The sequence below is a fragment of the Rhizorhabdus sp. P4_G6 genome (assembly GCF_056401045.1).
This window is the reverse complement of the sequence record NZ_JBFUKC010000009.1, coordinates 65,825-80,799: the sequence shown is the minus strand read 5'-3', so window position 1 is coordinate 80,799 and position 14,975 is coordinate 65,825. Positions and strand designations below refer to the sequence as shown.

The following is a 14,975-nucleotide window of genomic DNA, read 5'->3' as shown; positions in this document are numbered from 1 at the left end:
ACGACGACGGGAGGCGGACCGTCGCCGCCCTCCGGCGCGCCTATCGGGGGGTGTAGGCGGTGCCGGAACCGAGGAACTTCTTGGTCGCTGCCTGCGCATCGATCTGCGCCTGCGCCTGCCGCGCGCGTTCGATCGTCTCGGCGCGATACTGGGCGGCCATCATGTTCTGGATCTGGAACTGCTGCTTGGCGCTGAGCGCGAGCAGCTGGTTGGTGGCCTGCTGCGCCTGCAAGGACCCCTCGGCGCCTTGGCTCTTCGCGACCAGCGAAGACAAGGTCTGGGCATCGGCCGCGACGTTCTCGGCGACCTGCGCCTGCACGGTCATCGTGTGCTGGTAGGCGGTCATGGCGGTGTCGAGGCGAGAGCGCGCAGCCACAACCTGATCGTTCATCCGCAATGCCTGGCCGAAGCTCTGCGGGAAGAGCTGGTGGAATTGCTGGTCGAGGCCGGAGACCTGGAGCCGGACGCCCTGGGCTTGTCCCATCAGGCGATCGACCTGCTGCAGCGTCTGAGTCAGCGCCTGCAGCTCGGGGAAATCGATCGTGGTCAGGTTCTTCGCCTGATTGAGCAGGCTTCGCGCCTGATTCTGCAGCGACTGGATCTGGTTGTTGATCTGGGTGAGCGTCCGGGCAGCCGTCAGGATGTTCTGGCTGTAGTTACTCGGGTCGAACACCGTCAGCTGCGCGTGGGCAGGCGTAGTTGTCATGGCCAGGCCCATGGCGAGCGAGCCTGCGGTCCCGAGACATAGCGCGCTCGCGATCAGATATTTTCGGGTGAGGAAACGCATCACATTTACTCCTTTGCTTGGGGGACGGGAAAATCGGCGAGCAGGTCGGCGGCCCAGTCGAGGCCGGCATCGCCAAGGAAGCGGGCCGCGAAATCCGAGAGGCCGTCTTCCGCGATCATCGCGTCGATCCGCGATTGCGTGGCAGGGTCGGACGCGCCGCACAGGGCCAGCGCGACCGGACCAAGGCCCAGTTCGAACAGTCGATTGCCGCGCGCAGACTGCAGATAATATTGCCGCTTTGGCGTGGCGCGGCTGACCAGCTCGATCTGGCGATCGTTCAGTCCGAACCGCTCATAGGCCTCGCGACTCTGCGGCTCGATCGCGCGATCATTGGGCAGCAGGATCCGCTGTGGGCAGCTCTCGATGATGGCCGGCGCAATACTGCTCGACGCGATGTCGGCGAGGCTCTGCGTCGCGAACAATACCGCGACGTTCTTCTTGCGCAGCACCTTCAGCCACTCGCGGATGCGCGCCGCAAACAGCGGATGGTCGAGGAATATCCAGGCCTCGTCGAGCACCAGCAGGGTGGGCCGGCCATCGAACCGCTCTTCCAGCCGGTGGAAGAGATAGGTCAGCACGGGCGCCACGACGCCGGCTTGGCCCATCAGCGCCTCGGTCTCGAAGCACTGGACATCGGCGAATGCGAGATGCTGCTCGGCCGCGTCGAGCAGCCGCCCATAGGGTCCGTCGAGCGTGTAGGCGCCAAGCGCGGTGCGAAGCGCATTCGATTGGAGGAGCAGGGTCAGCCCGGTAAGGGTGCGTTCCTCCGGCGGCGCAGATGCGAGGCTGCCGAGCGCCGACCAGACGGCATCCTTCACCTCCGGCGTGACGAGGACCTTCTCGTGCGCGAGCAGCGCCGCGATCCATTCCGCCGCCCAGCTTCGCTCGGTGGCATCGTCGATCCTGCGCAAAGGCTGGAACGCCAGCGTCTCACCGGCATCGGCACCGAGTCCGAGCGCGTGGTGAGCGCCGCCCATCGCCAGCACGGCCGCCCGCGCGGAAAACCCTTTGTCGAAGATATAGACCTGAGAGCCCGCATAGCGCCGGAACTGAAGAGCAATCAGCGCGAGCAGAACCGATTTGCCGGCGCCGGTCGGCCCGACCACCAGCATGTGCCCGACGTCGCCGACATGCGTCGACAGGCGGAACGGAGTAGAACCGGCCGTGCTTCCATGGAGCAACGGAGGACCGTCGAGATGGGCGTTGCGGACTGGTCCGGCCCAGACCGACGACAGCGGCATCAGATGTGCGAGGTTCAGCGTGTGGACCAGCGGCTGCCGGACGTTTGCGTATACCTGACCGGGCAGCGACGACAGCCACGCCTCGACCGCATTGACGCCTTCTCGTATCGTCGTGAAGCCGAGCCCATTGACGATCCGCTCGACCCGCCGGACCTTGTCTTCGACGCCGGCGCGGTCACTATCGCTGACGGTGATGGTCGTGGTCAGGTGGCCGAACGCGACGTGGTCGCCGCCCAGGACCTGAAGCGCGAGGTCGGCATCGACGACCTTGTTGTCGGCGTCGGTGTCGAGCAGCTGCGATGGCTGATTGTACATGATCTCGCGCAGGAGCGCGGTGATCGACTTGCGCTTGTTGAACCACTGCCGCCGCAGCTTGGTCAGCGCTTTGGTGGCGTCGCTCTTGTCGAGCGCGAGAAAGCGCGTGACCCAGCGATAGCCGAAGTCCTGATGGTTGAGCACATCGAGGATTCCCGGCCGGCTCATGCTTGGGAAGCCGAGCACCGTCAGTGTGCGAAGATGGGCGCCGCCGAGCCGCGGCTCCAGCCCGCCAGTCAGCGGTGTGTCGACGAGCAGCGCGTCGAGATAGACCGGTGTCTCCGGGACCGCGACACGATGCGGGCGATTGGAGATAGTGCCATGCAGGAAGGTCAGCGTCTCGGAGTCATCGAGGGCGCGGACCTCGGGCATGAAGCTTGCGAACAGATCTAGCGCGCGATCGCTTTCGGCGATGAAGCCGGTCAGCGCTCCGTGCCAGTCGCGGCCCTTGTCGGCATCGGGCCGCTCGACCAGCGAACGGCCTGCCGCCTCGGCGCTGTCCGCCGTCGGCAGCCAGGTCAGCGTCAAATGGTAGCGGCTCTCATAGTGTTCGCCTTCGCCGAGGAAGGCTGCGCGGCGTTCCTGGTCGACCAGCCAGGATGCGGCATCCGGAAATCCGCTGTCGGGGTAGGCAGATGCCTCGCGGCGCTCGGCTTCGAAGAACAGCGCCCAGCCCGTCCCGAACCGCTTGAGGACATTGTTGGCTCGGGCGCAGGCCGAGATCAGTTCGCCCTCGGTGGCGGATTCCAGGTCGGGCCCTCGGAAGCGCAGTGTCCGCTGGAAGCTGCCATCCTTGTTGAGGATGACGCCAGGCGCGACCAGCGCTGCCCATGGAAGATGGTCCGCCAGCCGGTCGGGCCGGTGACGATATTCGGCGAGGTTCAGCACGCGAGATAGCCTTTCTGGCGGAGATGACGGATCAGCACGGGGGCGAAATCCGGGTCGCGGCGCGCGGCAAAGACAGCGATGCTGTGGCCGACCGCCCAGAGCACGAGACCGGCGATCCATTGCTGGAGCCCGAGGCCGACGGCCGCCGCTAACGTCCCGTTCACGATCGCCAGGCCGCGCGGTGCGCCGCCGAGCAGGATCGGCGAACCGAGGCTCCCGTGGATGGGAGCCTCGAAGCCTTCGAGGTGTTGGCCGGCGCCGATCACGCGATCAGCGCCCCACCGCCGAAGCTGAAGAAGCTGAGGAAGAAGCTCGACGCGGCGAACGCGATCGATAGGCCGAACACGATCTGGATGAGGCGGCGGAAGCCGCCGCTGCTCTCGCCGAACGCCAGCGTCAGGCCGGTGACGATGATGACAATGACCGCTACGATCTTCGCGACCGGTCCCTGGACCGATTCCAGAACCTGCTGGAGCGGCTGTTCCCATGGCATGCCCGAGCCCGCCGCCTGCGCGGCAGGAGCGATGGCGAGTGTAAGGCCGATGGCGGCACCAATGAGGAAGGTCGATCCGCGAGACGGAATCTTGGCAAGCTGCATGGTCATTCTCCTTGGGGGTTGGCTAAGTTGAGGAGGTCGGCGAGCGCGTAGGCGCCGGTGTCGGGATCGAGCCCGGCGACACGCGCGATCTGCGAGATGCGGCGCTGGAGGCCGCGTCCGGAGATGAAGACGATGATGTCGATCGCCTCAGCGATCAGGCGCCGCGGAACGGTGACTACAGCCTCCTGAACAAGGCCCTCGATCCGGTAGAGCGCGGAAATCGCGCTATTGGCATGGACGGTGGCGATGCCGCCGGGATGGCCAGTGTTCCAAGCCTTCAGCATGTCGAGCGCTTCGGGACCGCGCACCTCTCCGACGATGATGCGATCGGGGCGGAGACGCAGCGTCGAACGGACGAGGTCGGCCATCGTGACGATGCCCGGCCGCGTGCGCAGCGCGACCGTGTCAGGCGCCGGGCTTTGCAGCTCCCGCGTATCCTCGATCAGGATCACGCGCTCATCGACCCAGGCCATTTCGGCGAGCAAGGCGTTGGCGAGCGTGGTCTTGCCCGAGCTCGTGCCGCCGGCGACCAGGATGTTGTAGCGCTGGGTGACGCAGGCCTTCAGCCGATCGGCAGCCGCCTGCGTCATGATGCCGTCGCTCACATAGTCGTCGAGGCTGTAGAGTCGCTCGGCAGGCTTGCGGATCGAAAAGCAGGGCGCAGTCGATACGGGCGGAAGCACACCCTCGAACCGCTCGCCAGCGCGACCCTCGACATGAGGTGGCAGTTCGGCCGAAACGATCGGGGCATCGCCATGCACTTCGGCGCGCGCGTGCGAGGCGACGAGCCGGATGATCCGTTCGACCTGCGCGGCCTCCATACGAACCTCGGTGTCGGTTCGACCCTCGCCGAGCCTGTCCAGGCGCAGCGCCCCGTCGGGATTGACCATGATCTCGATGACGCGGGGATCGGCTAGCGCTTCGGCAATTGCCGGCCCCATCGCCGTGCGCAGCATCGCGCGCCGACGGTCCGCGGAAATGCCGCCGGTCATTGGCCGGGCTCCGTGGCGCTGATCGTTCGGCGGCCGGCAGCTATCTGTCGGCCGACTTGTGCGATGAAGGCCTCGAACCGCTTGGCGGCGATGGCGCGGCCGGCATGATCGTTCTCCGCAAGCGGCGCGTGAATTGCCAGCTCGTATCGGACGAACAGGGCCAACGTTTCGATCTGAACATGACCGTCGCGCTCGAGCCGGCCGAGCGCGGCGGTAAGGCGATCGAGCCTGATGCCGAAGCGATCCTCCAGCTCGGAGGCACCGCGCCGGTTGAGCCAGGCCGTGACGGCATCGGTCAGGATCGCCGATTTGGATGCACCGGGCTTCGCCGCGAGCGCCTCGAGACGGTCACTGACCGGCTTGGGCAGAAAAAGCTGGTGGCGGATCTTCTCGACCATGATCAGAGGTCCAGCTGCAGGTCGCCGGGCCGGTGCCCGTCGGAACCATCGGCGCCCGCGTCGATCGCATAGACGGTGCGCGCCGTGCCGAGCGCTCGGGCCTGGTCCATTTCGCGCTGGTCCGCGGCGAGATCGCCATCGTCTTCACCAAGGCCGAGCGGGTCGGCGCTGATCGTATCGGGCGACACCGGTCGGTCGATTTCGTGACCTGGATGCCGGGCCTGCTCGAGACCACCGGCAACATCGTCGCTGTCACCTTCGGTGGTTGCGCCAAGGCGTGCATCGATGCCGCGGATGATCCCGGCCCAGTCGTCCGTCCGCGCAGCTGGTCGGTCGGCATAGTCGCCGCCCGCGAGCACGGGCGGCGGCAGCACCCGCATCTTGAACGTGCTGTCTTCATGGTAGCGCAGCTTGCTGGCACGGATCGGAGGCGTTCCGGCCACGAGCACCAGCTCGTCCGTCGCCGGGAGCTGCATCACTTCGCCCGGTGTCAATAAGGCGCGGGCGGTTTCCTGCCGGCTGACCATGACGTGCGCGAGCCACGGTGCGAGTCTGTGGCCGGCATAGTTGCGCATGGCGCGCTGTTCGGTGGCGGTGCCGAGGGCATCGGAGATGCGCTTTGCGGTCCGCTCGTCATTGGTCGCGAAGGCGACGCGGACATGGCAGTTGTCGAGGATGGCGTTGTGCTCGCCATAGGCCTTCTCGATCTGGTTGAGGCTCTGCGCGATCAGAAAGGCACGCACACCATAGCCGGCGAGAAAGGCGAGGCTGGTCTCGAAGAAGTCCAGACGGCCGAGCGCGGGGAACTCGTCGAGCATCATGAGCAGCTTGTGGCGGGCGGCGGCATTGGCGCCGTTCTCGGACTGCAGATGCTCGGTCAGCCGGCGGCCGATCTGGTTGAGCACGAGACGGATCAGCGGCTTGGTGCGGCTGATGTCCGATGGCGGCACGACCAGAAAGAGCGAGACCGGCGATTTGCCCTCGACCAGATCGGCGATGCGCCAGTCGCACCGCGACGTGACGGTCGCGACGGTCGGGTCGCGGTAGAGACCCAGGAACGACATGGCCGTCGACAGCACGCCGGAGCGCTCGTTCTCGGACTTGTTGAGCACTTCGCGCGCCGCCGATGCGACAACCGGGTGGACGACCGGCGCGTCCGTCGTGCCGAGATGGTTGGTGGTCATCATCCGCCGCAGCGTGGCGGTGAACGGCCGTTGCGGGTCGGACAGGAAGGACGCTACGCGGGCGAGCGTCTTGTCCTCCTCGGCGTAGAGAATGTGCAGGATGGCGCCGACCAGTAGCGAGTGGCTGGTCTTCTCCCAGTGATTGCGGCGTTCGAGCGCGCCTTCGGGATCGACGAGGATGTCGGCGATGTTCTGGACGTCGCGCACCTCATCGGTCCCGCGGCGAACTTCGAGCAATGGATTGTAGCGGGCCGAGCGGGCGTCGGTGGGATTGAAGAGCAGGCAGTGCGAGAAGCGCTGGCGCCAGCCGGCGGTCAGCTGCCAGTTCTCACCCTTGATGTCGTGAATGACCGCCGAGCCTGACCAGCCAAGTAGCGTTGGAACGACGAGGCCGACACCCTTGCCGCTCCGGGTCGGCGCGAAGGCCATGATGTGCTCGGGACCGTCATGACGGAGATAGCGGGGACCCGTGCGGCCTAGAAAAACGCCGGATTCCGTGAGCAGCCCGGCCCGGCGAATGTCACTCGCATCGGCCCAGCGCGCCGAACCGTAGGTGGTGAGGTTGTTTCGCTGGCGCGCACGCCACAGCGACCCGAAGATAGCGGCTGCGCATCCGACGAGACCGCTCGTGGCGGCGATCGCCCCTGCTTCCTCGAACAGGGTCGGGGCGTAAGCCTCGAACGAGAACCACCAGCTGAACAGGGACCAGGGCAGGTAGACCGGATAACCGAACGCGATGAACCACGGCCGGCCTAGCTCGGGCTGATAGGCCAGTTCTGCCGCAGCCCATTGCGTTGCAAACCAGACGCCCGCCAAAACGATGGYGAACACCACTATGATCTGTCCGATGAGCAGTTTGGTCGGGGTCATGCGGGCCTCCGCCCGCGTGGGAATCAGTCCCTGCGAGCCTCGGGCCTAAAATTGCCGATCGAGTCCGTCTTGCTCAGATGCTGTCCGGTGCCACCGAGGACGTGTCTGGCGAATCTGGATCACCGGACCTGATCAAGCTGGCTGCATCCCTCCCCGCCGGCTCCTGTTCGATCGTGAACCTCATGTCGTCGATGACCCAGAGGCTTCGCGGTTCCTCGAGATGCTCCTGTGTGCCGCCGGCTTCCTGGCTGAGCTTCAGCATCCGGACGACGTCCGCCAGACTTGGCTGGGCCTTCTCCTGCTTGGCCAGCAAGCTCGCGTTGAAGAACTGGTTCCAGTTGCCGAAGGCCATGTCCTCCTCGGCCTCGACGTCCTTCAAAGGGAAACTGTAGTGGCGGGTGATAACCACGCGAAACGTGGTCATAGTGGGAAAGGCCCTGCCGAGCTGAAGGCTTGCTCGGACCCCGGGCTCACCGACGCTCGAAACCCACTTCGCGACCGACGCAAGCCAGCGCTGGACCTGCGCCTTCAGCCGTGTGGCCCGAAGATGTCCGGAATGGACATCCATTCCGTATATATCCTGATGCTTGAGCTGGACGAGCAGGATCGACCCTGTCGCGGGCTCGATAACGGCGAGGTCGACATCAGTCAGGAGCTTGCCATCGAGCCTGATGTTGACGTTCTCCCGGTACTCGAGGCCCGCACAGACATCATCGAGAATGCGCTTGGCAGCGGTCTGCATCGCCCGTTCGCGCGTGCGCTGGTGCTGATCATATTCGCGCGGAAAATGATGACGCAGGGAATCGAGGAGGAACTGCATCGGGCTCGTTTGAGCCCCGGTCTGGCAGCGGATGACATCGTGGTCCGAACACTGGATCAGGAGTGGAAGCGCACAACCTGGCCGATCGAGCCGACCTGTGCTGGAACGACCTACCGAAAGGACGGAAAACATCAGGCGTGCCTCGTCGAGGGTCGTCTCCTCGAAACCTTCAAGCACGCTGCCAAAATAGTTGATCGCCTCGCACATGTCGGAGACGAAGGGCGCTGTCTCGGCAGAGACGGTGAGAACATTCTCCAGGCGGACGCCGACGTCCTTCGCCGCCAGCGCTTCGGCGAACTGTTCATGCCGGATCGCCATGGAAATGAGGAAGGTCAGCGCCAGCTTGTACTTCAGGAACGTGATGCCGCCGAAACGGATCGAATGGTGGAACGCATCATAGCCGTCTGCGGCCCTCAAACGGTGGGCTGCAATGCCGAAGAAGTAGCTGTCGAGCGTCGGATGAGCGTCGTATCCGATGAAATGTGTCATGAACGGGTAGACGAGTTCGGACAGCAGTGAGCGAGACTCGTCGGCCATCTCCCTACCGAGCCTGGATTCCATCTTTCGCGCGAGCTCGTCGTTGGCGACTGCTCTGTAGTGTTCGGACACCGAGCGTTCCTGGGCTTCATCGTCGGGCAATGACGCTGGTAGTGTGATCGCGAAGCTTCGCTCCCCCAACTTCTCGACCGAGCCGATCCCCGCCATCGCCGTCTGGGCAACCCGGCGACCATGTTCGATCATCCCCAGCCCACCGGCGATCTCGAGAATGGGAACGGATATGCTCGGATCACGCACGTAGGAAACCGTCGGTACATCGAACGCTGACCGGGCTTCGAGGGCGAGTTTGATCAGACGCGAAAGTCCGATGTGCAACAGGTAGAACTGTTCATGCTGCTCGCTGGTCGGTTCAGCCTCGCGCGAGAGGTTGTAATGGTACCAGTCGAGCTCGTTCACGGCCGCACGGAGCATGATACCGAGATTGTCCGCCGCCAGAACGGGAGTGAACTTTCGTTCCTGCTCGTTCAACGCCTCGAAGAAATCGTTGAGAACCGTTGTCATGGCAGGCCCCTGACCGCTTGCCTGACGCTCATCCTCGGAAACCGAGCGACCGGGCCTCCTCGATTATCTTCTCGCCATGCACGGCCTGTTTTCGCGTCGGCTTCTTCCCTGCTCCTGCCAGGCGCCCAAGGCTGAACGAGAGCGAACGCTGCCACGGCTGAAGTGTCTGCGTGTCCTTTGCCCACGCCGCCAGGTCGAACCACGTCTGGGAGGGCACTTCCGCAACGCGATCGACCTGCTCGCTCTCAGCCTCGCTGGTCTGTTCCTCGAGCACGCTTGTCGATCCCGCCGAATGTGCTCGATCTCTCGAAAGGAGGCCCGCCTCGACGTCAGCAGGAATCTCGATCGATATCTGTCGAAACCCCTCCCAGCATGCCTCTTTCTTGCTCCACTCGCCGACATCCTGGTTGCCCGGTGCCGCCGTCAGATATTCCTGAGCATGGACGCTCAGTATCTCGATGAACGCCGCAAGCGCCGGCGAGATGGACTGTGCAGACCATATTGCGTCCAGGTCCACCCGCTTGGCGGTATGATGGGACAGCCAGGCCAGCAGGTAGGTCACGATCTGCGCCCGGTGCCCGCCGAGCTTCTGGCGGGAGACGATCTTCTCCGCCTGCTTGAACAGGATCGCACGAGCGACGCACCGCTCGAAATATCGCTCATCGGGTTCGAACGTCCCGCGCTGGTCGAGCGCGAACATGAAGTCGAGGTAGTTCTTCTGGCCATGCCTGCTGACGATGTGCGGCAGCTGCGACCATGTCTGTTCATACTTGGCGAGATCTGTCTTCGTGATGAGCTGGTTGCGAGGGTGGATGAGTTCCCACTTGCGCCGCTCGGCCTCGGTCGGGTTCTCGGCAAGGGCATCGTGATACTGACCCCTTGCACGTTCGTAGAACCAGCGGGTCTGGCGCTGCATCCCGCTGAGCGGCGGAGCCCAGATCGAACGGGATAGCTCCTGCATCTTTCTATGAAACGGATGGTTCGACGAGAAGTCGGCCATGTTGACCTTGTTCTGATTGTTCGCCGATTGGGAAATGCGCGGAGCGATCTCCTCGACGTCGCCGTCACTCAGAATCTCGGTGATCTTGACGGGAACCTGGAGGAGACTCGCATCGATCTTGTCCTTCCGCCAGGCTCGAAAGATCGAGCCGGTCGTCTGACCGCCGTTCACGATCTGGAAGTCGTCAGCGGACAGAAGATCAGCCGTGCCGTCGCCATGATCGACGATTTTCAGTCCAGTCGCCGTAACGGACAGGCCGTTGTTGAAGGCGAGGAACATCTGCGGCTCGTCGATGATCGTATTGCGAATCCCCTGATTCACCTTGCCTTTGAGCTGGAGAAAGCTCCGGACGTTCCGTTCGAGCAGTCTCGGCCCATGCTGGCGATACATTTCCACAAGCAGGTTCCCAGGCAGCACGGCCATCAGGCAGCGATATCCGCTTCCGGGCGGGCTCGCGACGAGGCAGCGGACGGCACCGCCGAGTTTCGGGAAGTCGACGTGGATGGGTTCGCGATTGGCACCGCTCGATACCGCGCGATGAAGTCGGCGCAGATCCCAGAGGTGACTCGAGACTTCGATCGGACCGATCATGAAGCTCTCGATCTGGTCGATGCTTGCGAGCCCGTCGGTGATGACGAAGAGCCGCACATGACTGAGATCGTTGCGGGCTTCCCAGACAGCCCGCGTCATGTCGTAGCCCTTGAGGGCCTCCTCACGTTCCTTGTGCAGTCCGCCGAGCGCCTTTTCGAGATAACTGCCCACACGTCGGAACGCAGCATCGATGTCCGCCTTCGGGACGGTGCTGGCGGTGCCGTCTAGCCGTGGGACGACAAGAAACAGATCGAGCCGATCATTGTCCTCGGAAAGGAAATATCCCGAGCAGCGAATGCCGCGGCCCTCGACCGGACAGGGGACGCCGTCGTCGATCTCGCCTGCGTCGGCCAGGTGCTCGAACATGAGTTCAGCGAAGGCTTCGGCGCGCATCGCGCCGTCCTCGGCGGCATCGGCGCGCGCAATCACGTCCTGAAGGATGTTGACGGCGTAGGTCTGAAGATCGTCGATCTCAGCCATCCACGACCTCCAGAAGAGCTGAGGCGTCAGCGGCAGTGATTTCGAACGGGCCGAGATCGTCAGCTATGATCGAATAATGGATGTCGCCGACACCCGGTGGGAGGTTCGCCTCCGTCAGTCGAGGGAATTCGCCTTCAACGCGGAAGAAGCGTGACGAGGACAGGCGCCACCGGTTCGGAAGATAGATTGGCGCATGGACATCGAGGTAGCTGCCGAGCATCAGCCGATCGTCGAACAGCCGCGAGGCGGCTGGATCGCTCGCAAGCAGCTGCCTGACGCGGGCGACCACGACCGGCAGCGATTCTCCGAGACTGGCGCTTTCGTCCAGCCTGAGATGGGCCAGGACGAGCGAGTTGTGGGGACGCTCGTCGAGCTGCTTCTCGTTTGCGATGATGATGCGCGCGTGTCGTTTGGCGAGGCTGGTCTTCACTTCGACCGCGGCACCGCCGTGAATGAAATCCTGGTGCGCCGGGTCTGGTCCCACCCACGCCGTCACGGCCGCCAGCGCATCCAGTCGAGGCAGCAGCAGCGTTTCGAGGATGAGAAGTTCCCCGAGCATTCCTCGCTGCTGTTCGTCCGAGAGGCCTTCGGCGGGTACGCGCTCGAACAGGCCCTGCCAGAGGCACAGGCGATCGATGCACCTTCGAAGGGCAGCCGCGACGGTTGTCTCCCCGATGGCGGCGTCGATGAGGTCCGCCGAGAGTACGGCGAAGATGTCGAGCAACCGATCGTCTTCGAGCATCACGCGGAGAACCGTACGCTCGTTCGGTGTCGCGATTACCTCGTGGACGGTGCGAACGCCCCGGCAGGCCGGGATGCGATCTCCCGCCGGACGATACGCGCCGTCGCCTTCGATGAGCAGGCCCGGGCGCCCGCTGGGCCAGAAGAGACACGCAAAGACATCGGCAGCAGCTTCGGTGTCGAGGCGCACACGCTGCACTCCGCTGGGCTGAGTCGGCTCCTCGCCGAGGCTCCGCCATGCCTCGATCATGCGCTCGGGCGTCATTCGAAGAGACTTTCCAACTGCTTCACGCTGTTCTCGGCATAATCGACGAGCGGGGCGTCTTCGTCGAAGGGAAAGCTCACGGCGAAACCCATCAACGGAAGATCATCCGGCAGACCCGCGTCGATGGGATAGATGATAAGCAGACCTCGGTTCGGACTTCGCTGCCGGCGAATGAAAGGACCGCTGGCGGTCTGAGGTCGATCCCGCTTCGGATCCGGCTTCTTTTCCCATGCGGCTACGGTCTGCTCCATGGCTCTCGTCTGTGCAGCCCGATCGAGATCGACGGATTCGTCGGCCGGACTGACGAGACGGCCGATCGTGACCTTGCCGTCCTGCTTGTCGGGTTCGCGATCGGTCAGGGTCACGGTGTACGGACCGACCTTCCGGGAAACCTTCGATCGCCCGTTGCCTGCAAGCACCACCGTCCATTTTCCCAGCCTACCCGCTGCTACCCGGTTCGACACATATTCGGCGAGGGCGCGGGCATTCGCCTTCCAAGAGTCCCGAGAGGTCTCGATCTGACGAAGAAGCGTGACGACATCGCTTCCATCGACATCGTCCCACTGCTGGCGACCTTGGCCCTCCTGCTTCGGCAACCGGTCCAGAAAGTCGGAAAAGGCGTTGAAGTTGGGCTGCGCCTGCGCCTGCTCGAAGGACACGGTTTCGGAGATCGTTCCCGAGAACCCTGCCCGAACGCGGGAGCCGGCGCGCATCTTGTTTGCCGCGGTGATCAGAAGACCGTCCGGATGGGTCCGGACGCGGTGACCGAACTGGAGCGGCGTCTGTCCGGTGTTGAAGGCCAGATCGAACTCCTCGCGCAGTTCCGCTGTGGCTGTCGCGATGTGCCTGTACCAGCGGACGAGAGTCGGCGAGGTGTAGAGCCTGCAGAGGTCGGCGTACCTGGGCCGATAGCCGAACCACCGACCCATCTGCATCAGCGTGTCGTACATCTTGGACGTGCGGATGAAGTAGCTGATCGACAGGCCTTCTAGCGTGAGGCCTCGTGAGAGCTTGTCGCCGCCGATCGCGATCACCGACAGACCGCCGGGGTGATCGGAATAGTCGAGAGCGTCCTTCGCCGAGCCGTTGACGCGGCGGACTCGGATCCTGGTTGCAGCGTCGAACAGCTGCTTCTTGATGTCCTTCCACTCCACCGGCGGCAGATCGTGATCCGACAGGGCCGCCTGAAGAATTGCCGACTTCGCGGCGAATTCCTTCCTCCACAATGCCTGAAGATCGGCCAGCGCTGACCCGCCGGTGCCGGGAAACTCAAGCTGTCGCACGACATCGACGAGATGGTCGTCGACGAGGCCCGCGACCTTGTCCTGCACGGCAACGAGCCGGGTGACGTGGACCAGCATGGAATTGTCCACATTGACGTCGCCGCGCACGCGGCGGGCGGCACACACCAGGATGAAGGCGAGCATCGCTTCCTTGAGGGAATCCGGGAGGTCGGTAACGGGAAGGTCCATCTTGTGACCGGGCGGAAAGATCGCCGTCGCGTCAGTGATGCGACGGATGATGGGAAGGCCCTTTGCCTCCCCGTCAGCTCCAGGACGATTGATGCCGAACACCTTCTCGGGACCAATGTAGTTGGACGGCGCCGGCAGGTTGATGATGAAACTGCGCGGGAAGAGATCGGGACCCCCGATCTTGTGCTTCGCCTCATGGTGGATGAACACGTTGGCGAACGGTGTCGCCGTATAGCCGACATAGGCGCTCTTCTCGAACGAAACGAGCAGCCGGCGGATCAGGAGATTGGTCTTGGTTGGATCGGCGTCCTCGTCGATCGTTCCGTCATCATTACGGAACTCGTTGGTATTGGCCGACGCGTTGTCGGCCTCGTCGTCGATGACGAGCATCGGCACGTCGCGGACAATCTTGCCGCCGGGTGTCGTCGGATCATCCACGGCACGAACCGACTGCACCCAGGCGATCAGGTTCTCGAGAATGCTGACGCGCTTCTTCACGACGAGAATGATCGGATCGCGACCGCCGGGTATCAGCCGGGTGCCGTTTGCGGTCGCAGCCTTGAAGTCACCTCCATCGGCGCTGCTGGTGAGGGAATGTGCAACGAGGAACGGCGCGCTCGGCATCTTGCCGGCACCGATGCGCTGGTTTTCCTGGTCCTCCGCGAGAAGGCTCAACCGGGTGTCGAAACCGAGGAAACCCTCGTCAAGGCGAAGCTGGGTCTGGCTTCGTAGACTGTTGTGAACCCCCGCCAGCACGATGACGAGCGGGAAGCCGGCATCGACAGCCTTGCAGATGAGTCCGGTATAGTTCCCGGTCTTGCCGGACTGGACGTCGCCGACCACGAGTCCGCGACGGTCCCAGCTTCCGGCCGTCTCCGGGTCGCGAAGCCGATCGAGAATGTCGTCCGTCATCCGGTCGAGCTGAACCAGCGGGCCGGAGGCCAGGCCCTTGCCCCGATCCATCCAGTGCCGATACCGCTCCCAGAACGCGAACGGATGCTTTTCCCTCGCGACCTTGACCCAGGCACTGAACTCCTTGTCGTCGATGATCGAGTAGCCGCCGACCAGGGTATTGTTCTTCGCTTCGAGCTTCCGCAGAAGACGAGTGCGATCGACATCGCGATAGGGCGGCATAGCGATCACCAGATCGACGGTGCGCTCTAGGGCCTCCTGCGTGATGCGGGTTTCAAGTTCGAGCAGCGAGTTCGCAGTGCCATATGCACTGTTCAGCAGCTGTTCCGGTATTCCGCCCGCCATCACTTTCCCCCCGAGGT

Annotated in this window: 11 protein-coding genes; all 11 read right to left on the bottom strand. The window is 64.0% G+C overall.

Annotated elements, in window-relative coordinates; genetic code table 11:
• Positions 1–40: 40 nt before the first annotated feature.
• The 11 genes from trbJ to AC1DPF_RS11285 all read right to left on the bottom strand — a co-directional run bounded on the left by trbJ (position 41) and on the right by AC1DPF_RS11285 (position 14,958).
• On the bottom strand, positions 41–787 hold the full coding sequence (gene trbJ, locus AC1DPF_RS11335) for a P-type conjugative transfer protein TrbJ (protein WP_477961369.1): 747 nt from the start codon (positions 785–787) through the stop codon (positions 41–43).
• 5 nt (positions 788–792) lie between these two features.
• On the bottom strand, positions 793–3,231 hold the full coding sequence (gene trbE, locus AC1DPF_RS11330; RefSeq protein WP_477961367.1) for a conjugal transfer protein TrbE: 2,439 nt from the start codon (positions 3,229–3,231) through the stop codon (positions 793–795).
• A complete protein-coding gene (locus AC1DPF_RS11325) occupies positions 3,225–3,497 on the bottom strand; it encodes a VirB3 family type IV secretion system protein (RefSeq protein WP_150289992.1) in 273 nt (90 codons plus the stop codon). Before AC1DPF_RS11325 ends, trbE begins: the two co-directional genes overlap by 7 nt.
• A complete protein-coding gene (locus tag AC1DPF_RS11320) occupies positions 3,494–3,835 on the bottom strand; it encodes a TrbC/VirB2 family type IV secretion system protein (RefSeq protein WP_477961364.1) in 342 nt (113 codons plus the stop codon). The genes AC1DPF_RS11325 and AC1DPF_RS11320 overlap by 4 nt, the downstream gene beginning before the upstream one ends.
• Positions 3,832–4,821: a P-type conjugative transfer ATPase TrbB gene (gene trbB, locus AC1DPF_RS11315; RefSeq protein ID WP_477961362.1), complete on the bottom strand. Its 990-nt coding sequence runs from the start codon at positions 4,819–4,821 to the stop codon at positions 3,832–3,834. Before trbB ends, AC1DPF_RS11320 begins: the two co-directional genes overlap by 4 nt.
• Complete coding sequence (locus tag AC1DPF_RS11310) at positions 4,818–5,219, bottom strand: CopG family transcriptional regulator (RefSeq protein ID WP_477961361.1); 402 nt, start codon at positions 5,217–5,219, stop codon at positions 4,818–4,820. Before AC1DPF_RS11310 ends, trbB begins: the two co-directional genes overlap by 4 nt.
• Positions 5,220–5,221: 2 nt before the next feature.
• Complete coding sequence (locus AC1DPF_RS11305) at positions 5,222–7,273, bottom strand: conjugal transfer protein TraG (RefSeq protein ID WP_477961359.1); 2,052 nt, start codon at positions 7,271–7,273, stop codon at positions 5,222–5,224.
• A 73-nt stretch (positions 7,274–7,346) separates the two neighbouring features.
• Positions 7,347–9,152, bottom strand: a complete 1,806-nt coding sequence (locus AC1DPF_RS11300) for a hypothetical protein (RefSeq protein ID WP_477961357.1) — start codon at positions 9,150–9,152, stop codon at positions 7,347–7,349.
• Between the two features lie 28 nt (positions 9,153–9,180).
• A complete protein-coding gene (locus AC1DPF_RS11295) occupies positions 9,181–11,223 on the bottom strand; it encodes an AIPR family protein (protein WP_477961355.1) in 2,043 nt (680 codons plus the stop codon).
• On the bottom strand, positions 11,216–12,229 hold the full coding sequence (locus tag AC1DPF_RS11290) for a PD-(D/E)XK motif protein (protein WP_477961353.1): 1,014 nt from the start codon (positions 12,227–12,229) through the stop codon (positions 11,216–11,218). Before AC1DPF_RS11290 ends, AC1DPF_RS11295 begins: the two co-directional genes overlap by 8 nt.
• Entirely contained in the window at positions 12,226–14,958 is a 2,733-nt protein-coding gene (locus AC1DPF_RS11285) for a Z1 domain-containing protein (RefSeq protein WP_477961351.1), read from the bottom strand. The genes AC1DPF_RS11290 and AC1DPF_RS11285 overlap by 4 nt, the downstream gene beginning before the upstream one ends.
• Positions 14,959–14,975: the final 17 nt, after the last annotated feature.